The organism is Bradyrhizobium sp. 6(2017) (assembly GCF_011058295.2).
In the GTDB taxonomy this organism is placed as follows: Bacteria; Pseudomonadota; Alphaproteobacteria; order Rhizobiales; family Xanthobacteraceae; genus Bradyrhizobium; species Bradyrhizobium septentrionale.
On record NZ_CP049289.2, the window covers coordinates 8,753,394 to 8,772,031 of the forward strand.

17 protein-coding genes are annotated in these 18,638 nt (G+C 64.7%); 10 read left to right on the forward strand and 7 right to left on the reverse strand.

Features of this window, described 5'->3' with window-relative positions; translation table 11 throughout:
* Window positions 1–132: 132 nt before the first annotated feature.
* Together G6P99_RS41540 and G6P99_RS41545 are read right to left on the reverse strand one after the other, a co-directional pair.
* Window positions 133–942 (reverse strand): 3'(2'),5'-bisphosphate nucleotidase CysQ, encoded by an 810-nt coding sequence (locus tag G6P99_RS41540; protein ID WP_165126279.1) that lies wholly within the window; start codon window positions 940–942, stop codon window positions 133–135.
* Window positions 929–2,323 carry a TldD/PmbA family protein gene (locus tag G6P99_RS41545; protein ID WP_029079223.1) on the reverse strand — a complete coding sequence of 465 codons (1,395 nt, stop codon included), beginning with the start codon at window positions 2,321–2,323 and terminating at the stop codon, window positions 929–931. Before G6P99_RS41545 ends, G6P99_RS41540 begins: the two co-directional genes overlap by 14 nt.
* Window positions 2,324–2,598: 275 nt before the next feature.
* Here G6P99_RS41545 and G6P99_RS41550 point away from each other — a divergent pair, with 275 nt between their 5' ends.
* Window positions 2,599–3,123 (forward strand): DUF6101 family protein, encoded by a 525-nt coding sequence (locus tag G6P99_RS41550; RefSeq protein ID WP_029079224.1) that lies wholly within the window; start codon window positions 2,599–2,601, stop codon window positions 3,121–3,123.
* A 222-nt stretch (window positions 3,124–3,345) separates the two neighbouring features.
* Here G6P99_RS41550 and G6P99_RS41555 read toward each other — a convergent pair whose 3' ends face one another.
* The 3 genes from G6P99_RS41555 to G6P99_RS41565 all read right to left on the reverse strand — a co-directional run bounded on the left by G6P99_RS41555 (window position 3,346) and on the right by G6P99_RS41565 (window position 6,598).
* Window positions 3,346–4,719, reverse strand: coding sequence for a serine hydrolase (locus tag G6P99_RS41555; RefSeq protein WP_165126282.1), 1,374 nt, complete (start codon window positions 4,717–4,719; stop codon window positions 3,346–3,348).
* 183 nt (window positions 4,720–4,902) lie between these two features.
* Complete coding sequence (ubiA, locus tag G6P99_RS41560) at window positions 4,903–5,835, reverse strand: 4-hydroxybenzoate octaprenyltransferase (protein WP_029079225.1); 933 nt, start codon at window positions 5,833–5,835, stop codon at window positions 4,903–4,905.
* Window positions 5,836–5,860: 25 nt separating this feature from the next.
* Entirely contained in the window at window positions 5,861–6,598 is a 738-nt protein-coding gene (locus G6P99_RS41565; protein WP_029079226.1) for a hypothetical protein, read from the reverse strand.
* 507 nt (window positions 6,599–7,105) lie between these two features.
* Here G6P99_RS41565 and G6P99_RS41570 point away from each other — a divergent pair.
* The 6 genes from G6P99_RS41570 to G6P99_RS41595 all read left to right on the forward strand — a co-directional run bounded on the left by G6P99_RS41570 (window position 7,106) and on the right by G6P99_RS41595 (window position 13,417).
* Window positions 7,106–7,858 carry a 16S rRNA (uracil(1498)-N(3))-methyltransferase gene (locus tag G6P99_RS41570; RefSeq protein ID WP_029079227.1) on the forward strand — a complete coding sequence of 251 codons (753 nt, stop codon included), beginning with the start codon at window positions 7,106–7,108 and terminating at the stop codon, window positions 7,856–7,858.
* A 351-nt stretch (window positions 7,859–8,209) separates the two neighbouring features.
* Window positions 8,210–9,376, forward strand: coding sequence for an ATP phosphoribosyltransferase regulatory subunit (locus tag G6P99_RS41575; RefSeq protein ID WP_029079228.1), 1,167 nt, complete (start codon window positions 8,210–8,212; stop codon window positions 9,374–9,376).
* Complete coding sequence (gene hisG, locus G6P99_RS41580; RefSeq protein ID WP_029079229.1) at window positions 9,373–10,350, forward strand: ATP phosphoribosyltransferase; 978 nt, start codon at window positions 9,373–9,375, stop codon at window positions 10,348–10,350. The genes G6P99_RS41575 and hisG overlap by 4 nt, the downstream gene beginning before the upstream one ends.
* Before the next feature lie 139 nt (window positions 10,351–10,489).
* Window positions 10,490–11,536 (forward strand): glycosyltransferase family 2 protein, encoded by a 1,047-nt coding sequence (locus G6P99_RS41585; protein ID WP_029079230.1) that lies wholly within the window; start codon window positions 10,490–10,492, stop codon window positions 11,534–11,536.
* Window positions 11,533–12,375 carry a ChbG/HpnK family deacetylase gene (locus G6P99_RS41590; RefSeq protein ID WP_029079231.1) on the forward strand — a complete coding sequence of 281 codons (843 nt, stop codon included), beginning with the start codon at window positions 11,533–11,535 and terminating at the stop codon, window positions 12,373–12,375. The genes G6P99_RS41585 and G6P99_RS41590 overlap by 4 nt, the downstream gene beginning before the upstream one ends.
* Before the next feature lie 202 nt (window positions 12,376–12,577).
* Entirely contained in the window at window positions 12,578–13,417 is an 840-nt protein-coding gene (locus G6P99_RS41595; RefSeq protein WP_029079232.1) for a DUF2076 domain-containing protein, read from the forward strand.
* A 209-nt stretch (window positions 13,418–13,626) separates the two neighbouring features.
* Here G6P99_RS41595 and G6P99_RS41600 read toward each other — a convergent pair whose 3' ends face one another.
* The gene (locus G6P99_RS41600; RefSeq protein WP_165126285.1) at window positions 13,627–14,430 is read right to left on the reverse strand and encodes a L,D-transpeptidase; all 804 of its coding nucleotides are present in this window, start codon (window positions 14,428–14,430) and stop codon (window positions 13,627–13,629) included.
* 306 nt (window positions 14,431–14,736) lie between these two features.
* Between G6P99_RS41600 and G6P99_RS41605 the strand changes: the two genes are divergently transcribed.
* The 3 genes from G6P99_RS41605 to G6P99_RS41615 all read left to right on the forward strand — a co-directional run bounded on the left by G6P99_RS41605 (window position 14,737) and on the right by G6P99_RS41615 (window position 17,644).
* Window positions 14,737–15,513 (forward strand): protein phosphatase CheZ, encoded by a 777-nt coding sequence (locus G6P99_RS41605; protein ID WP_029079234.1) that lies wholly within the window; start codon window positions 14,737–14,739, stop codon window positions 15,511–15,513.
* A 455-nt stretch (window positions 15,514–15,968) separates the two neighbouring features.
* Window positions 15,969–16,448 carry a hypothetical protein gene (locus G6P99_RS41610; RefSeq protein WP_245284561.1) on the forward strand — a complete coding sequence of 160 codons (480 nt, stop codon included), beginning with the start codon at window positions 15,969–15,971 and terminating at the stop codon, window positions 16,446–16,448.
* Window positions 16,449–17,083: 635 nt separating this feature from the next.
* Entirely contained in the window at window positions 17,084–17,644 is a 561-nt protein-coding gene (locus tag G6P99_RS41615; protein ID WP_334261878.1) for a hypothetical protein, read from the forward strand.
* Window positions 17,645–17,989: 345 nt separating this feature from the next.
* On the opposite strand, the gene G6P99_RS41620 is transcribed toward G6P99_RS41615, so the two are convergent.
* The gene (locus G6P99_RS41620) at window positions 17,990–18,217 is read right to left on the reverse strand and encodes a hypothetical protein (RefSeq protein ID WP_245284562.1); all 228 of its coding nucleotides are present in this window, start codon (window positions 18,215–18,217) and stop codon (window positions 17,990–17,992) included.
* Window positions 18,218–18,638: the final 421 nt, after the last annotated feature.

Genomic DNA, 18,638 nt, shown 5'->3' on the forward strand with positions numbered 1-18,638 from the left:
GATGGTTTTTCCTAACGAGATGCCCGGCAAAGTCGTGGTCGTCACAAGTCTGGTCGTCACAGGTCTGTCGTAACAAGTCGGTCGTAACGTCTGGTCGTCGCAATCGGAGGAACGGCGCGGATCGGCGGGGTCTCACGGCAATGGACGGTTGCGAAAATGCTCGACAATGCGTGCATGACGTTCGCGTCCTGCTGCCACCAGCACCCCATGCGTCACCTCCCGGCGATTGTACTCAATCGCTTCCCCCGAGAGCGCGGTCATCTTACCATCCGCCTCCTGCACGATCAAATTCGCGGCGGCAAGATCCCAGTCGCGGCTTTGCCCGCCCGCAAAGGCGGCGTCAAGTCGACCTTGTGCTACACGGCACAGCCGGAGCGCCAGCGATCCGATCCGCGGAAACAGCGTGATCTCGTCCGACGTCGGGCTGAGCCGCTGCACCAGCGGCTTCGGTCCGGCCATACGGGGAAAATCGAATTCAGTGCCTGCGGTTGCATGGACGCCGCTGTCGTTCAGCGTCGCGCCCTGCCCGCGGGCGGCAAAGAAGAATTCCTCGCTCACCGGCGCATACACCGCCGCGAGCACCGGAGCTGCATTTTCGACCAGCGCCACACTAACGCACCAGTCCTCGCGGCCGGCGAGGTAGGCCCGGGTGCCGTCGATCGGATCGACGATCCAGGTGAAGCGCTTGCCGAGCCGGGCCGTGTTGTCGGCGCTTTCCTCCGACAGCCAGCCATAGGCTGGCGTTGCCGAACGCAGCTGCTGCTCCAGCAGGTCATTGACCGCGATGTCGGCCTCGGAGACCGGCGAGGACGCGCCCTTGGTCCAGTTCTTCAATTCGGTGCGGAACAGCGACAGCGCGAGCCGGCCGGCCTCCTGCACCGAGCGGGTCAGCAAGGCGGCATCGCGCGCCTTGGTCCAGTCGTCCGTATCAGCGTCCGCCAAGCGTCAGGCCCTCGATGCGCAGCGTCGGTGAATTGACGCCGTAGCGGAATTCCAGATCGTTGGCGGCGACCAGCGACTTGAACATCGGCAGCAGATGGCCGGCGATGGTCACTTCGCTGACCGGATAGGTGATCTCGCCGTTCTCGATCCAGAAGCCGGACGCGCCGCGGCTGTAATCGCCGGTCACGCCGTTGACCCCGGAACCGATCAGGTCGGTGACGTAGAAGCCCTGCTTGATGTCGGAGATCAGCTGCTTCGGCGTCACCGCACCGGGCTCGAGATGCAGATTATAGGTGCCGGGCGACGGCGAAGACGACACGCCGCGATGCGCATGCCCCGTCGTGACCAGGCCGAGCTCGCGCGCGGTCGCCGAGTCCAGCACCCAGGTCGTCAGCACGCCCTCGTCGATCAGCGCCGTTCGCTTCACCTTGACGCCTTCGGCATCGAAGGTCTGCGAGCGCAGGCCGCGTACGCGCAGGGGATCGTCGATGATGCGGATATCTTTGGAGAACAGCTGCTCGCCGAGCTTGTCCTTCAGGAAGCTGGTCTTGCGCGCGATCGAGGCGCCATTGATGGCGCCGACGACATGGCCGACGATCGAACCGGCAACCCGCGGATCGAACACCACGGGCACCTTGCAGGTCTCGACCTTGCGCGGGTTCGACCGTGCCACTGCGCGCTCGCCGGCCTTGCGGCCGACGGAAGCGGGTGAATCGAGATCGGACCCATGCGGCGCGCTGGTGAAATCATAGTCGCGCTCCATGCCGGTGCCCTCACCGGAAATCGCGGTCGTCGAGATGCCGTGGCTGGAGCGCAGATAGGAGCCGTGAAAGCCGGTCGACGTCACCAGCACCATGCCGCCGATCCCGGTCGAGGCCGATGCCCCGCCGGACTTGCTGACGCCCTTGACCGCGAGCGCTGCAGCCTCCGCCTCGATGGCGCGCTGCTCGAGCTCGGCCGTGGTCGGGACCTTGCGATCGAGCAGATCAAGATCGGGGAAATCATGCGCGTGGAGCGCCGGATCGGCCAGACCGACATATTTGTCGTCGGGCGCCACGCGCGCCATCGCCACCGCACGCTCGGCAAGCTTTGCGATCCCGTCGCCGCTTATATCGTTGGTCGACACCACCGCCTGGCGCTGGCCGACGAACACCCTTAAGCCCACGTCGTCGCCTTCGGAGCGCTCGGTTTCCTCGACCCGGCCGTCGCGCACCTCGACCCCCTGCGAGACGCCGCGCACCGCGATCGCATCGGCCGCGTCTGCGCCGGCGCGCCTCGCGGCCTCGACCAGACGCTGCGCGAGGTCGGTGAGGCCGGATTGGTCGAACAGATCGGAGGAATCGCCGTGTCGCGACGACGATGCAGATGGTGAAGGGTTCACGAACGAATTCCTGCGGATTGAGGGGAGGCCCGGAACGAGGTCGACAGACCCACCAGATGTGCAGGATTCACAGGGATTTCAAGCACTTTGCACCGCCGGGCAACAAAGATTTGAGTGATCGGCGCAAGGCTTCGTCAATCATGCGGGCCAACCTCTTGTCAATCATGGCGGCAGGTGAGGATGGGTTAACCAGGCTTTTTAAGCCGAAACGGCCATCGCTCGGCTAGGCTCTCACACATCGACCGGGAACATAATCCCGGCGGGGAGATAAGGCTTTGAGGCGTCAAACACCAACAAGCGGAATCAATTCCGCCGGGTCGAGCTGCGCATTGCGGCTCGACCCTCTTTCCCTTCCGCTCTCTTTCCACGCGCAGGATGCGCGCGCGGATGGCGGCACGCGGCAGGTCGAGCTTCATCGCGAACATGTCGTGCTGCGCCGCGCCGTTCTCGGCATGCGGATGGCTGTCAATGTTCGCGTCAGCGATTTTCTCGGCGTCGCGGTGCGCGGCATCGACGACGCGCAGATGCTGGTGCTGGTTCACCGCGATCCCGCGCTCTCCATTCCGCTCGGCACCAGTTCGGATGACGAGGAGATCACGTCCGCCTGGCAGATGTGGAGCGACATCTTCCGTCTCCCGCAACTGACCGAGCCGGCGCCGCGCCAGCCGGCCCCGCGCCGCCGTCGCCGCAACGCGATCCGCGCCCGCCGCCCAAAATTCCTGGTCCGCCGCCGCGCCGGTGTCCAGCTCAACGAAGCCAGCGTGCACCGCGACGAGCGCGAGATCATCGCGCGGGATTAGGTCGTTTCGCCGCCTTCCACGCTCTCACCTCTTTCGTCGTCCTGGCGAAAGCCAGGACCCATAACCACCGCATTCGGTGATGAACGGGATCGCGGCCCGAGCGTCGCGCAACAATGGAGATTTGGGGTAATGGGTCCTGGCCTTCGCCAGGACGACATCGAATGCGTTGCGCGATTTGTGAGTCATGCTTCCGCGTTCTCGCGACATGAATTGTCCGAGTCCTCATTCGCTCCCCGGTCGCTCGGACGAGCTCAATTTTCGGGCTGCATGGTCGCCGTTCTGGTGCAGGACAAGTCCGTTCACCTCGCCCCCCGGATCGCGCGTGAAACTAGCACTGGCTCTTACGGACCTGGCGAAGAACTCGTTGGGCGCGGAAGGAAAAATCGGGATCGGACCTTGTCCGGTCTCCTGGACGAGAAGCTGGTCGTTGGTGCGGAATATCTTTAGCAGAAGGCGGTCGCCAACCTTGTAGGTTCCCACATATTCATCAAGCGATGCATTGGGCAGGACAATCGCTTGATAGGCGGGCAACAGTTTGGCGTCGGGGTCGAGCGCGCCGAAACCCAGATCGTCGAGGTAAGCATCCGTATTGCTGAGCACGACAACGCCGCGCCGCCCATCGGCCGTAAAACCGATATAGCTTCGGTACCCTTCGGTCTCGCCGTTGTGCCAGATGGTTCCCTTGCGGGTCGTCATCCAGGCCAGGCCGATGCGCATGGTTTTGGTCATGTCGCTGCGCGGCTGTTGCGCAAGCTTCATCGCCTCGGCTAATGGCGACTGATCGACGCCCATATTGACCCTCAGATAGCGTAGCATGTCATTGGCGGTGGAATGGATCGCGCCGGCCCCCGCCAAGGCATCCATGTGCCAGTTCTTCGCTACGTCGCCTCTGTTGTTGTGACCGAGAGCGAGACGCGCTCGCATGGCGTCGCTAAAGACCGCGCCGCTCGACGACATCCCGAGCGGCTTAAGAATCCCTTGGTCGATCAAGGCGCCGTAAGCCATGCGTTCCGATTGCGCCAGCGCGAAGCCCAGCAATCCGAAACCCAGATTGGAGTATTCGTAAGTCGCGCCCGGATCGCGCGGCAGTTGGTATCCCGCCAGAAACGCCTTCAGCTTCGCCGCATCATAGCCGGCATAGGGATCGCCTGCGTCCTTGGGCTGCAAATTGGAAGGCACGCGCGGCAGGGCGGAGTGCTGGGTGCCGAGTTCACCGAGAGTAATCTCCATGCCGCCCCGTGACGGAACTTGGAAATCCGGCAAAAGCTGCGCCACCGGCGTATCGAGCGTCACGCGCCCCGCAAGCACGGACTGCGCCAGCAGCGTAGCCGTGAAGGTCTTCGTGATCGAACCGATTTCATAAACAGTGTCCCCATCCGGCGCTTTGCCGTCATCGAGCTTGCCGAAGGCAATAACCTCGCTCTTGTCGCCGTCCACCACGCCGAAAACCAGCGTCTGATAGGTTCCGGTCGCGATTCGATCCCGGACAGCCATTTCCACGCGCTCGGGTAACGGTCCAGCGCTCACTGACGCGCTTGCCAGGATGCATGCTCCAAAAAACAACGCAGCCTTGCGACGGTTCAGCGATGAAAGCAAAGCCCTCTCCTGCTGTTGGGACATTATTGATTCAGCACTCTTCGAGCCTCCGCAGGGCAAGGTACCATCTTCGCCGAGGTCCGAAGATGACACGTCGACATTTGCTGCCGCTGGACAAAAGTGGCCATGATCGAAGCGAAGAGGACACGACCGGAATTTATGAGTACCGGCCCCAGGAATTCATCACCCCGCGCGCATCACCGCATCGACGACAAGGCTCGTGAACAGGATGAAGCCGGCGTCGCGGTTGGACTTGAAGATGCGCAGGCAGAGCGCGGGATCGCTGGTGTCGAGCCGGCGGACCTGCCAGGCGAGATGCAGCGCAAATGCCGCAAGGCCGATCCAGGCCGGCCAGCGTGCGCCCGCGAGCGCGAACGCCACGCCGATCAGCAGCACGGCGAGACCATAGAAGATCACCAGCGCGCGGTGGGTGCGTGCGCCGAACAGGCGCGCGGTGGATTTGACGCCGATCAGCGCGTCATCCTCGGCGTCCTGATGGGCGTAGATGGTGTCGTAGGCGATCACCCAGGCGATCGATCCGGCATAGAGCGCAATCGCCGTTGCATCGATGCGTTCGAGCGTCACCGCAAATCCCATCAGCGCGCCGTAGGAGAAGGCGAGGCCGAGCACGACCTGCGGCCACCAGGTGATCCGCTTCATGAACGGGTAGATCGCGACGATCAGAAGCGAAGCGATGCCGGTCATCACCGCAAAGCGGTTGAACTGCAGCAGCACCGCAAGCCCGATCAGCGCCTGCAGCACCATGAAGACCACAGCCTGCGTCACCGTCACCTGCCCGGCCGGGATCGGCCGCGACCGCGTGCGCTCGACCTTGGCATCGAGATCGCGATCGGTGATGTCGTTCCAGGTGCAGCCCGCGCCGCGCATCACGAAGGCACCGATGAAGAACAGCAGCACCGCGAGCGGCAAGGAGCGGACATCACGCGCGACGCCGGCGGCGAGCGCCGCCGACCACCAGCACGGCATCAATAGCAGCCAGGAGCCGATCGGCCGGTCGTAGCGCGCAAGCCGCAGATAGGGCCGCGACCAGACCGGCGCATGGGTGTCCACCCAGTTGCCTGTGGAGTCGGCAACGCGGGCGGAGACGTCACTCATGAGCGGTCGATCATCGGGCGGTCTCTTATCGGGTGAGGACGTTGCCGTTCAGCGTATCGAAGGTGCTGCCGCCCTTCTTGGTCGGGGTCGCTTCCGGCAGCGCGGCGGACGAACCCAGCACGTCGCTCAGCGACGGCCCCGCGGGGCCGCGCGGCTGCGCCGCCGCCTGCTCTGCGACATTGCAGACCTTCTTCAGCAGCGCTTCCGTGTTCTTGTGGCCGTCCTTGAGCTGATTGGCGATCTGCGGCGGAATTCCGCACTTGGCCGCGTTGCCGTCGACATATTTGATCATCTTGACCTCGGCCTGGCTATAATTGCCGATCAGCTTGCAGGCCTCCTGCGGGCTGGCGTGGCGATCGCTCGCGGCCTTGATCGCCTTGCCGCGCTTCTCCGCTTCCTCACGCAGCGGAACGAAATTCTTCATGCAGGCCTCGCCTGCGCCGCCTGACGCCTCGCTCGGCGGGGGCGGCGGCGAGGACAACCCACCACCGGCGATGGGGGCCGCACCATTGCTCGGGAACGCCGACGGCGCCGCGCCGGCCCTGGCTGCCGGCGCGCCATTGACCGGCGGGAATGCGGAATCCGAGGGGGTTGCGGCCTGGCTTGGACGCATACCACTTACCGGCGGAAACGCCGGATCAGAGGCGGTGCCGGCCTTGCCGGCCTGATTGGGCAGCGGGGCCGGAAAAGCGCTCTGGGCAGCGGCCTGGCCCGCGGACAGGGCGGTCGCGGCAACGGTCAGCACGATCAGGCGGCGGATCATCGAGGGTGTCTCTCCGGCAAAAGGTCCAGGCAACCCCAGCGCAACAAAACGAAGCAACCAATTTGGGGGCGTTTTACGATTCCTGTGGCGCCTTAACAACCCGTCGATTTGGGCGACAGCGCGGCGTAGGGCCACACCGGCCACATTAAATTGTTCCTCGTTTATAAGCCTTTAGGCCACGAACGGCGGTAAAACCGGACCATCAAATATACCTGATCCCGATTTTCGGTCATGCCACAGTCTGGATTTGCGGCCCCACGCCGCGCAGGGGTGACTGAAAAGCAAAAGAGGCCGCGTGCAAGCGACCCCTTGGGTCTGAGAACTTTGGACTTAACAACTTAACCAATGACTTGGTGACAGAAGCAATACATCGACAGGCCCTTACTACGCTGGTCGGCGAATTCCTGACGAGTCCGCGGGACTACGGTATTGCTCAGATTGGTAAATTTGCCACGGAGCAATAAGGCCGCCTTGCCTTTTGGGCTAAAGCGCGGTCCGGAATAGAACATGCCTGAACTCGATTTTCGCAGCCCCCGCCTGTTTGTCGATGCGCCGCTTGGCGCCGGCGCGACCGTCGCGCTCGAACGCGACCAGAGCAACTATCTCGGCAATGTGCTGCGGCTTGGCGCCGGCGACAGCGTGCTGGTTTTCAACGGCCGCGACGGCGAATGGCGCGCCGAGATTGGTGGCCGCAAGCGCCCCGACACGCTCGCGATCATCACGCAGACCCGCGCGCAGGACCGCCTGCCCGACGTCGCTTATGTGTTCGCACCGCTGAAGCATGCGCGGCTCGACTACATGGTGCAGAAGGCGGTCGAGATGGGCGCGGCGCGGCTGGTTCCGGTGCTGACCCGCTTCACCCAGGTGTCGCGGGTCAATGGCGAGCGGATGCGCGCCAATGTGGTCGAGGCCGCCGAGCAGTGTGGGATCATCTCGCTCGCCGAGGTCGCCGATCCGCTCCCGCTGGAACGCTTCTTGGCGGGGCGCGACCAGGCGCGCCTGCTGGTGTTCTGCGACGAGGCCGCCGAGGTCGCGAACCCGGTGCAGGCGCTGCAGGCCGCAAAGGCTGCGAAGGCCGGGATCGATGTGCTGATCGGCCCGGAAGGCGGCTTCGCCGAGGAGGAGCGCACCCTGCTGCTGCGCCAGCCCAACATCCTCCGCCTCGCGCTCGGCCCGCGCATCCTGCGCGCCGACACGGCTGCCGTCGCCGCACTGGCCCTGGTGCAGGCGGCGCTGGGGGATTGGGGGGCGAACTCGTAGCCAAGAAGGGACTGCGCCCCCTCTCCCGCTTGCGGGGGAGGGTTGGGGTGGGGGTCTCGCCGCAACGAGATTCTTTGAGTGGAGAGAGCCCCCACCTGGATTGCATCTCCGATGCAATCCGACCTCCCCCGCAAGCGGGAGAGGTGGACCGCCCGTGCCGCAGCGCGTAGCCAGGATGAAGGAAAACATCTTTCCCTAGCCAAGCCGTCGCAAAATCGTTAACGAACCCAATCATTAAGCCACTTGGCCGATCCCTGTCGAAAGCCCGGGCCGACCATGCTAAGGGCTCCGCCAACACCACCCATGGAACCCGCTCTGGAACCGCGATTTCGGAGCGAATTGGACGTCGAGATGACCGAAGCTGCCGCACCACGATCCGCCGCCGGATCCGCCGACTGGGCGGATGCGTTGCTGGCCTCGTTCGCGCAGGCTGGGTATCTCCGGTCCGAGCCCGCGATCCTGCAGCCGGCCGAGCCGTTCCTCGACCTCTCCGGCGAGGACATCCGCAAGAGCCTGTATCTGACCACCGACCCGAGCGGCGAGGAGCTCTGCCTGCGTCCGGACCTCACGATCCCGGTGGCGCGCGACTACCTCGCCTCCAACAGGGCCGGCCAGCCGGCCGGCTTCAGCTATCTCGGGCCGGTGTTCCGCTATCGCGGCGGGCAGCCCAGCCAGTTCCTGCAGGCCGGCATCGAATCGTTCGGGCGGCAGGACCGCGCCGCGGCCGATGCCGAAATGCTGGCGCTGGCGCTGGAGGCGACCACGGCGTTTGGTTTGAAGGATGTCGAGATCCGCACCGGCGACGTCGCGCTGTTCAACGCGCTGATCGATGCGCTCGAGCTCTACCCGGTGTGGCGGCGCCGGCTGATCAAGGATTTCAACCGCAAGGTTTCGCTGACCGACGACATCGAGCAGCTGACCTTAGCGACCGCGCCGGGCCGCAACGAATATGAGGGCGTGCTCGCAGCTCTGGCCGGCTCCGACCGCAAGGCGGCGCTGGCGCTGGTCACCGATCTGATGTCGATCGCCGGCACCACCAATGTCGGCGGACGCACGGTCGCCGAGATCGCCGACCGCTTCCTCGAGCAATCGACGCTGAAGGCCGGCGCGCTGCCGCACGACGCGGTCGCGATCATCAAGCGCTTCCTGGCGATATCGGGCGACCCCGACGACGCAGTCGCGCAACTGCGCGCGCTGGCCGACAACGCGAAGCTCAACCTTGCCGCCGCGATCGATCAGTTCGAAAGCCGGGTCGGCTTCATGGCGGCGCGCGGCATCGACACAAGAAAGACGCGGTTCTCGACCGCGTTCGGCCGCGGCCTCGACTACTACACCGGCTTTGAGTTCGAGCTGCACGCCAAGGGCAACGGCGCCGAGCCGCTGGTCGCGGGCGGCCGTTATGATGGGCTGATGACGCAGCTCGGCTCGGCAAGCCCGATTCCGGCGGTCGGCTTCTCGGTCTGGATCGAGGCAATGACCCGGCATGGCAAGGCCGCCGGCCGCGGAGGCGCCCCATGAGCACGCCGTTCGTCGTCGCCGTTCCCTCCAAGGGACGCCTGCAGGAAAACGCGGAAGGCTTCTTCGCCCGCGCCGGGCTGACGCTGTCGAAGGCCGGCGGCGCGCGCGACTATCGCGGCACCATCTCAGGCGTCGACAATGTCGAGATCGCCTATCTCTCGGCGAGCGAGATCGCGGCCAATCTGGCGCGCGGTTCCGTGCATCTGGGTGTCACCGGCGAGGACCTCGTGCGCGAGAGCATTCCGGATGCCGACAAGCGCGTGCTGATGATCGAAGGCCTCGGCTTCGGCTTTGCCAATGTCGTGGTCGCCGTGCCGCAGGCCTGGATCGACGTCCGCACCATGGCCGACCTCGACGACGTCGCCTCCGGTTTCCGCGAGCAGCACAATCACCGCATGCGGGTGGCGACCAAATACATCAATCTGACGCGCGGCTTTTTCGCCAAGCACGGCGTCGGCGACTACCGTATCGTCGAGAGCGCCGGCGCCACCGAAGGCGCGCCCGCGGCCGGCACCGCGGAATTGATCGTCGACATCACCACGACCGGAGCGACGCTCGCCGCCAACGGGCTCAAGGTGCTCGACGACGGCGTCATGCTGCGCAGCCAGGCCAATCTGGTGGCGTCGCGGGATGCCGACTGGTCGACCGGCGCCCGCGAGACCGCGCGCGTGATCCTCGACCACATCGCCGCCCGCGCCCGTGCCAGCAAGTATCGCGAGGTCCGCACCCGCTTTGCCGGCTGCAACGATGCGCTGCTCTCCGAGGCGCACAACCGTTTCGGCGTGGTTGCCCCGTTCGGCGGGCCGACCTCGTCGGGCATGCTTACGCTGCACTGCCCACCAGGGAAACTTTACGGGCTCGGAAGCTTCCTGCGCGACCACGGCGCGGAAACCGTGTCGGTGGTGTCGCTGGACTATGTGTTCGACCGCGAGAACCCGCTGTTCGCCAGGCTCGAGGCGTTCCTGCGACAATGAGTCGATAAGGCCGTTCATCTTGGCGACAGCCGGCCGTCGGTACCATATTGTGTCCATGCTCTCTCGTTTGACGCGTTTTCCTCACGCGAGCCCGATGTCCGCTTCGCTCGAAAACGCGCTTAGTTCTGGAACCTGACCGATGATGCTGGGCTCTGACGTTTCCAGCCTGACCACAACCGCCAAGACCGCCGCCGCGCAGGGTCTGTCCATCGTCGTGCCCGTCTACAACGAGGCCGCCGGGCTTGCGGCGCTGCACCAGCGGCTGATCGATCTCGCCAAGTCGCTGCGCGCCCGCTACGGGCTTCCCTGCGAAGTGGTCTATGTCGACGACGGCAGCGCCGACAGCACGCTCGCCATCGCGCACGGCCTGCCCGCCGATGGGCTGGACCTGCAGGTGGTGTCGCTGTCGCGCAATTTCGGCAAGGAGGCCGCGCTGATGGCCGGCCTCGACCACGCTCGCCGCGGCGCGGTGCTGTTCATGGACGGCGACGGCCAGCATCCGCCCACGCTGGTGGAGCAGCTGGTCGCGCACTGGATCGATGACTGCTACGACGTCGTCTACACGGCGAAGGCGCATCGTGACAATGAATCGGCGTTCCGGCGGCTGGCCGGGCGCGGCTTCTACGCGCTGATCAACTGGGGCGCGCGGCAGAAGATCCCGGAGGATGCCGGCGACTTCCGCCTGCTGTCGCCCCGCGCGGCCGCAGCGCTGCGGCAATTGCCGGAACGCAACCGCTTCTTCAAGGGGCTCGCCAGCTGGATCGGCTTCAGGCAGATCCGCGTCGACTACGAGCCGGCGCCGCGCGCGCATGGCGTCACCACCTTCAATGCCGGCCGGCTGATCGGCCTGTCGATCGAGGGCCTGACCTCGTTCTCGGTGGCGCCGCTGCGCTTCGCCAGCCTGCTCGGCGCGCTGCTCGCAGGCGCGGCCTTCCTGTTCGGTCTCTCGATCCTCTGGGAAGTGTTGACCACCGGCAAGCAGGTCCCCGGCTATCCGTCGCTGATGATCGGCGTGATGACGATCGGCGGCGTGCAGCTGATCATGATCGGCATCGTCGGCGAATATATCGGCAAGATCCTCTCCGAATTGAAGGCGCGGCCGATCTACTTCGTCGCCGAGCACACCGAGAAGCACGCCGACGGCGGCGCGGCGCAAAGCGCCGCCGAGCGGACCGCCGCCGAATGAGCGATGCCGCTGCGCCACGCCGGATCTGGCTGTGTGCTGACGATTATGGCCTGAGTGACGGCGTCAACCGCGCGATCCGCGACCTGATCGAGCGCGGCCGCCTCAACGCGACCTCGGTGATGACGGTGACGCCGGCGATCGGCCGCGAGGCTGCGGCGGCGCTGCAGGCTTCGGTGGCGAACAGCCCGCGCTGCGCGATCGGGCTGCATGTGACGCTGACCGCGCCGTTCCGGCCGCTGACGATGCATTTCCGCCCGCTCGACGGCGACATGTTCCTGCCGTTCGCGAAACTGCTGCGCGCCGGGCTGATGCGGCGGCTCGACGCCGAGCTCGTGCATGCCGAGGTGCTGGCGCAGCTCGACGCCTTCCACGATTTGTTCGGCCGCGCGCCCGATTTCGTCGACGGTCACCAGCATGCGCAGCTGTTCCCGCAGGTGCGCGACGGCTTCCTGCGCGCGGTGAAGGAGCGCGCGCCGCAGGCCTGGGTGCGGCAGTGCGGACGCGACGGTCCGCTGGCGCGACTGGTCGGGCCGAAGGCTCTGGTGCTGAACGTGCTCAGCACGCAATTCCGGGCGAAAGCGACCCGCGCCGGCCTGACGTTCAACCCGGCCTTCGCCGGCGCCTATGATTTTACACGCGAGAACGATTTCGCGGCGCTGATGCGCGGCTTTCTGGACGGCATGCCCGACGGCGGCCTCGTGATGTGCCATCCCGGTTTCGTCGATGACACGCTCAAAAGCCTCGACCCGCTGACGACGCAGCGCGAGACCGAACATGCCTATCTGGCAGGCGACGATTTCCCGGCCCTGCTCGCCCTGAATAAAGTTACACTCGAATAAAGTTACCTTGCCTGACCCTTGCTTTGACGCGTTTCCTTCACGCGAACCGGTACCCACTTCGCTCGAAAACGCTTTAGGTTCACGAAAAGCCGCCGGTCGTATTGTCGCATACATAAATTTAATTCGGCCCCCCACTCCTTGCGCCACAAAGCCCGTCCTACATCTCGGGCGCGCCGATTCGATCGACGCGATGGAGAACGCCATGACACCGCAAGAACGCCAACTGATCGACGATCTCTTCGACCGGCTTGCCAAGCTGGAGAATGCCCCGCGCGACGGCGAGGCCATGTCCGCGATCATGCAGGGCCTGCGCAGTGCGCCGAATGCGGTCTACGCGCTGGTGCAGACCGCATTGGTGCAGGACGAGGCGCTGAAGCGCGCCCATGATCGGATCCAGGAGCTCGAGGCCGCGGTCAGCCAGCAACCGCCCGCACAGCAGCAGGGCGGCGGCTTCCTCGATTCGATGCGCGACGCGGTCTTCGGACAGGGCCAGCCGCATGGCTCGGTGCCGCCGGTCCGCGCCCCCGATATCGGCGGCAGCCGCCCGGTCTGGAACTCGGGCCAGGCAATGCAGCAGGCAGGCGGCTATGGCCAGAACTACGGCCAGCCGCCGCAGCAATACGGACAGGGCCAATACGGCCAGCCTTACGGCGGCCCGCAGCCCCCGGCCTTCGGCGGTGGCGCTCCCGGTGGTGGCGGCGGCTCGTTCCTCGGCACGGCGGCTGCGGCCGCGGCCGGCGTGGTCGGCGGCGGGCTATTGCTCTCCAGCATCCGCGGCATGATGGGTGGCGGCAGCCACCAGTCGCTGGCCGATGCCGGCGGCCTCGGCGGCGGTTCGCGTCCTTGGGGCGGCGACCAGTCGTCGAGCGACCTGGCGCGTGACGCCGGGATCAACGATGTCGGTTCATCCGGCCGCGACAGTGATTCCGGCTCGCGCGCCGGCGCGTTCGACCAGGCGCAGGCCGACCGGGACAGTGACGATGATCAAGACGCCGACGACTTCGACGACAACGGCGGCGACGACAACAGCGATTACGCGTAAACGCGATCGCTGAAACGACAACGGCCGCTCCAATCGAGCGGCCGTTTTGATTCCGTCGTCCCGGCGAAAGCCGGGACCCATAACCACAACCGTGCAAGATTTGACACGGCTGGGGCTACAGCTTCTCTCAGTAACAACCGCCTGTGGTTATGGATCCCGGCTTTCGCCGGGACGACACCATCTTTGGGGCAGCTGCTTCAAAACCACGATCACATCACGACGACCCTGGCGCCGACATTGACGCGGCCATAGAGGTCGATGACGTCCTCGTTGCGCATCCGGATGCAACCGGATGAGACGTTGGTGCCGATGGTCCAGGGCTCATTGGAGCCGTGAATGCGGTACAGCGAGGAGCCGAGATACATCGCGCGTGCGCCGAGCGGATTCTCCGGCCCGCCCTCCATGTGCCGCGGCAGATCGGGGCGGCGCGCCAGCATTTCCGGCGGCGGCGTCCAGGCCGGCCACTCCTTCTTGGCCGAGATCGTCTTGACGCCGGCCCAGGTGAAGCCGGGCCGGCCGACGCCGATGCCGTAGCGCATCGCGCGGCCATCGCCCTGCACCAGATAGAGGAACTTGTTCGGCGTATCGACCACGATGGTGCCGACGCCTTCCTTGCCGTGATAGTCGACCAGCTGCTTTTCATATCGCGGATCGAACCGACGCTGGGCCGGATCGCCCGCGGCCTCTTCCTGCTGGCGGATCATCTGCTGCTGCGGATCCATCGGCGGCAGGCCCTGGCGGTTGCCGTAATAGCCGGGCTGCTGCTGATACTGCGGCGAATATCCCTGCGACGACGGCGCATCGCCGAACAGGAATTCGATGAAGCCGCCGCCCATGCTGGAGCGCTGCGGCTGCACATAGGCGGTGCGCATCGGCGGCTGCGGCGCGCTCTGGTTGGCGTAGATCACGGAGGGCTCGGCGGACGACACCGCGTCGATCGCCATGGCGTGATGGGGAATGGCAACAAGAGAAGAGGCGCCGGCAAGCAGCGCAAGCGTGGTTTTCCTGAACATCGACGTACTCTGTACTGGTTTCGTCGTGAGGTGATGCGCGCGGGCGCGACGAGCGCCGTTGCACGTGGTCAATAAGCAATGAAAACCGCATCGGTTTGGTAAACGGATCGGCGGTTTCGATTCACCATCCCGGTAATGGCGCACGGTTTTGCCGGGTAGCGTTTATTTTGCGTGAACGCCGCGGCAACATGGTTAATCGCCGTTAGCCCGCCGCCGCGCGCCGTGCGCGCAAATTGTTCCGCGTGAACCTGACGTTAAATCACCTCTCGCTAGAACGGACCTCAGTGAAGGGGCGGGAATGAAATCATGTCAGTGAAGCGCAAGCGTTTTCGTGTCGAGCAGGCGATGGGCGAAGTGGTGATGGCGGAGCCGGAGGCCGCCGGCGGCGACGACCTCGGTCCGATGCATCGCGAGATTATGGCCGAGCTTCGCTCGATCCGCGCCCAGATGGCCGCAGCACCGGCGCAGCGCACCGCCGACAGCATCGATTCCATCGTGGCCCGCGAGGTCGCCGAGACGCATAAGATGCTCGAGACCTATCGCGCCCAGGTCGAACAATGCGAGAAGCTCAAGGTCGAGCTCGACCTGATCCATGACGCGATCAGCCGCACCAAGCGCGAGATCGCCGTGCTGCACGGCAAGAGCTTCAACGGCGAGGAGATGGCCAAGGTCAATGGCGAGCTCGGCGCCGTGGTCGGCGGCACCGAGCAGGCCACCCAGCAGATCCTCGAGGCTGTCGAGGCGATCGACCAGGCCGCGTCGGCGCTCGCCAACAACGTCACCCCCGACCAGCAGAGGCGGCTCAGCGAGGATATCCAGGAGCGCGTGGTCTCGATCTTCGAGGCCTGCAACTTCCAGGACCTCACCGGCCAGCGCATCAACAAGGTGATGCAGACGATGAAGTTCATCGAGCAGCACATCAACGAGATGATGAACATCTGGGGCGGAGTCGACGCCATCAAGACGCACGTCCCGCCTGTTGTCGACACCCGCGAGGGCGACGCCCGCCTGCTCAACGGCCCGAAGCTCGACGGCGACGCCGGCCACGCCTCGCAGGACGACATCGACGCGATGTTCAACTGAGATTTGTCGGATCAAGACAAAAAGCGCCGGCCCTCGGGCCGGCGTTTTTTGTTTGAGTGCTGCGGCTCTCCGTGTGTGTGCGTCAAGTGACGCATCAGTCAGAACCTCTGTCTCGACCTCATGCAGTTTGTGCCAATTGCGACACTTGGAAATTGCAACACTTGGAAATTGACTGGCAGGTTTGCTGCCGCGGACGCATACTGTGTCTGAGGGAAATTGTCATGCGCATGCCGGAAGCCAACATTTGGTGCCGGTTGCATGGGACTTCCGGAGTGAATCCGGTCGCCCCCGAGCGGGGTTTTGTACTTCCACAAGCACACAGTCACAGGTTCGCGGCCACTCGCCGCGCGCATCCGACGAGGGCAAGCTGGCTTCTCTCGAGCGATGCCGTACGCCTTGTTATCGGATAACTGATTGGGGGGAGCCACTGGAGTACTCAACGCTGGAGATTGAACATGACGCAAAGAATGGTCAGGAATACTGCAATTGCGCTCTCGACTTTCGCTTGTGCGACACTGTTCTCCATCACCTGGTCTGAGCAGGGCGGCGTTTCGGCGTCAGTCGAAAGCGCCCAGGCGCGTGTGGGCCGACCGCTGACGCCCATGAGCGTCGCAGGCGTTGCGCGTCGCCAAACCCGGCGCGCTGCGTATGGATACGGGGTTGGCGCGGGGGTCGCTGCTACGGCGGCGGTCGCCACGGCGGCCGCTACCACGGCGGCCTATTCGGGCTGGGGCACGAATAACTGGACCGATTCATATGCCGCCCAGACGGATCCCCGCTTTGGCCAGCCCTACTATCCCGCACGAGCCTATCAACGGGTCAGTCCGTATTACGGTTATGCCGGATGGGCAGACTACAAGGCCGCCAATGGTATCGGCTGCGAACCCGGTACGATGACGAAAATGCCTGACGGCAACATGTACGTCTGCCAGTGAAGTCGTCGCAACGGCACCGCAAGAGGGCGGCTCCTGGAGCCGCCCTCTTGATCTTCATGACGGACCAGGACGTGTACTCATAAGCGTCGGCTTCCAACTACGAGGCAGAACTCGCCGGGATCGATCGTCATCGGCGGCTTGTGACCCCGAGCGCACCTGACCTCCGGCCAGGCCCGGGCCGGTATCCCGCTCTATTATCACGAGACCTCAAGCGCGCTTTCATCCGGCCATTCTTTGGACAAAACTGACGGGAGTGCTGGGGGCTGATCGACCCTAACGGATAGCCGGGTCGGCTGCTTGGGTGACATTGGACGGAAAGGGAAACGTCAGTGAACTCCACCCCCACTCCAAACCCAGTTGAATCGAACGATAGCCTGACCGCGCGCGCCGACGAAAGACTCGCGGAAGCCCGCAAGCAGATCGCGCGCGCCGATGAAGAGCTCACGCGTTTGAGTGAACAGCTTGCAAGAATGGAGCGCGATGCCGCGTCCCCACCTTCGGCGCAACCTAACCCGCCTGCGGTCGGACCTAACCCTGCTTCTTCCGGGCCTGGCCCTGCCTCTTCCGGACCTGGCTCTTCCGGACCTGGCTCGCAATCGCCGCCTGGAAGGCCGGTGTTCCGAGCCCTCGCCGGCTTGTCGCTGGCAGCGTGTATCGTTATCGCTGCCCTGGCTTTGCAGTCGTCTTATGGTGGGGAAGCCAAGCTGATTGCCGCCCGTTGGGCGCCGCAGCTTGTTTCAACTCCGTCATTGCCGCCTGATGATCCACCGCTTACGGCGCAGCCCGCTCCACCCACCGTTCAGGTCGCCGCGGCGGACGCCGCTCCGCCCCAAGCGACGCCCATGGTTCAGACCGCACCGCCGCAGGACGCCGCGCCGACAGCCAACACAGCCCTGCCCGATCAGACGCAGCTGCTGCAAACGATCGCGCACGACCTCGCAAATTTGGAGCGAAATATCGAACAGCTCAAGGCGGACCAGCAACAAATGGCCCGCGAGAGCTCCAAAGCCATTGAGGAACTCAAGGCGAGCCAGGAAGAAATGAAACGGGCGCTCGCGAAGGTTTCCGAGCAGAGGACGTTACCGCCTCTGACGCAGTCGACTCCGGCCGTACGCAAGCCCGAGCGGACGTCTCAGCCACCGTACGCAAGATTGCGGCCTCGAATCCCAAGGGAGTGGTTTTACGACGAATGGTGACCGTCGATGCAGTGATCATCGACGTCTTGTCCCGCAACAACGCCTCGATTTAGAATGCGGCGCGGTGTCACTTCCGGTTTTGGCCCAAGCAGACATGGGGGCCAATAACGAGGGTGGCCTAAAGCCCCAAGCGGACCGAAGCGCGCATGCAACCGCCCTGACTCCCCACTTCCGTCAATTTTGATCGCCATGTCAGATGTGGAAATTTTCGCCGAAGCGTGGCTGCAGGAGTCACGCGATCAATTCTTTTGTCTAAGTGATTTGCAGGACGGCAATGAAAAACGCAACGCTGTTTGCCCTTGGTTTATTGGCGGCGGGAGTTTGGTCACACGACAGCGCGAGATGTCAGACGTCGCTGTCCCCGCCGCTCTCGCTTGCGCCGCCGTCTCCGTTGAATGAGGGGTCGGCATCTCCGGCCGCGACCAACAGCGTTTGGCCGCCGGTGGCGGCACCCAGCGTGTCGCCGCCGCGGGCGGCGGCCGAAAGTCCCACACCATCGGCAAAGAGCAATGTTGGTTCGTCACGGGCGACGGATGACGTTCCGCCGCCGACGGCGACCGCCAGGGGAGCCAAGGGTTCGGTACCGCCCCGAGCCGTTAAAGATGTGCCGCCACGCGCGACCGCCCCACGATCTGCCACTGTCGAGCACACGCCGCTAGAGTCCGACAGCGTTTCGCCAGCACAAGTGATCGACAGGTCGCCGCCGTCCGCCAAGCCGGCCACCGATTACGATGGCTTTAGCGTCGGAATCGACGACGACAATGACACGTCAAGCCGGACGACACGCCCCGTCAGGTCGCGCCGGGCAAAGCAGCCCAAACTCAATCAAGAAGCAGATCGTGTCTCTGGGCAGCAATCGGTCGATCCCGGGGAAGATGACAAGCTAAAGGGCAAGCTTACGATTTGCCGCGGCTGCAAGTAGCAAGCGCCACTCCGGGCAGACAATTGGATTGGCGCGTCATTTTTGGAGGACTTCTTGCGATGCAAGAGTCCG

Bases quoted from the DNA above. Each gene is read 5' to 3' on its own strand.
- G6P99_RS41570 (WP_029079227.1), top strand. From the start codon at position 7,106: ATGCCTGAACTCGATTTTCGCAGCCCCCGCCTGTTTGTCGATGCGCCG.
- G6P99_RS41600 (WP_165126285.1), bottom strand. From the start codon at position 14,430: ATGTTCAGGAAAACCACGCTTGCGCTGCTTGCCGGCGCCTCTTCTCTT.
- G6P99_RS41565 (WP_029079226.1), bottom strand. From the start codon at position 6,598: ATGATCCGCCGCCTGATCGTGCTGACCGTTGCCGCGACCGCCCTGTCC.
- G6P99_RS41590 (WP_029079231.1), top strand. From the start codon at position 11,533: ATGAGCGATGCCGCTGCGCCACGCCGGATCTGGCTGTGTGCTGACGAT.
- hisG (WP_029079229.1), top strand. From the start codon at position 9,373: ATGAGCACGCCGTTCGTCGTCGCCGTTCCCTCCAAGGGACGCCTGCAG.
- G6P99_RS41585 (WP_029079230.1), top strand. From the start codon at position 10,490: ATGATGCTGGGCTCTGACGTTTCCAGCCTGACCACAACCGCCAAGACC.
- G6P99_RS41605 (WP_029079234.1), top strand. From the start codon at position 14,737: ATGTCAGTGAAGCGCAAGCGTTTTCGTGTCGAGCAGGCGATGGGCGAA.
- G6P99_RS41595 (WP_029079232.1), top strand. From the start codon at position 12,578: ATGACACCGCAAGAACGCCAACTGATCGACGATCTCTTCGACCGGCTT.
- G6P99_RS41575 (WP_029079228.1), top strand. From the start codon at position 8,210: ATGACCGAAGCTGCCGCACCACGATCCGCCGCCGGATCCGCCGACTGG.
- G6P99_RS41610 (WP_245284561.1), top strand. From the start codon at position 15,969: ATGACGCAAAGAATGGTCAGGAATACTGCAATTGCGCTCTCGACTTTC.
- ubiA (WP_029079225.1), bottom strand. From the start codon at position 5,835: ATGAGTGACGTCTCCGCCCGCGTTGCCGACTCCACAGGCAACTGGGTG.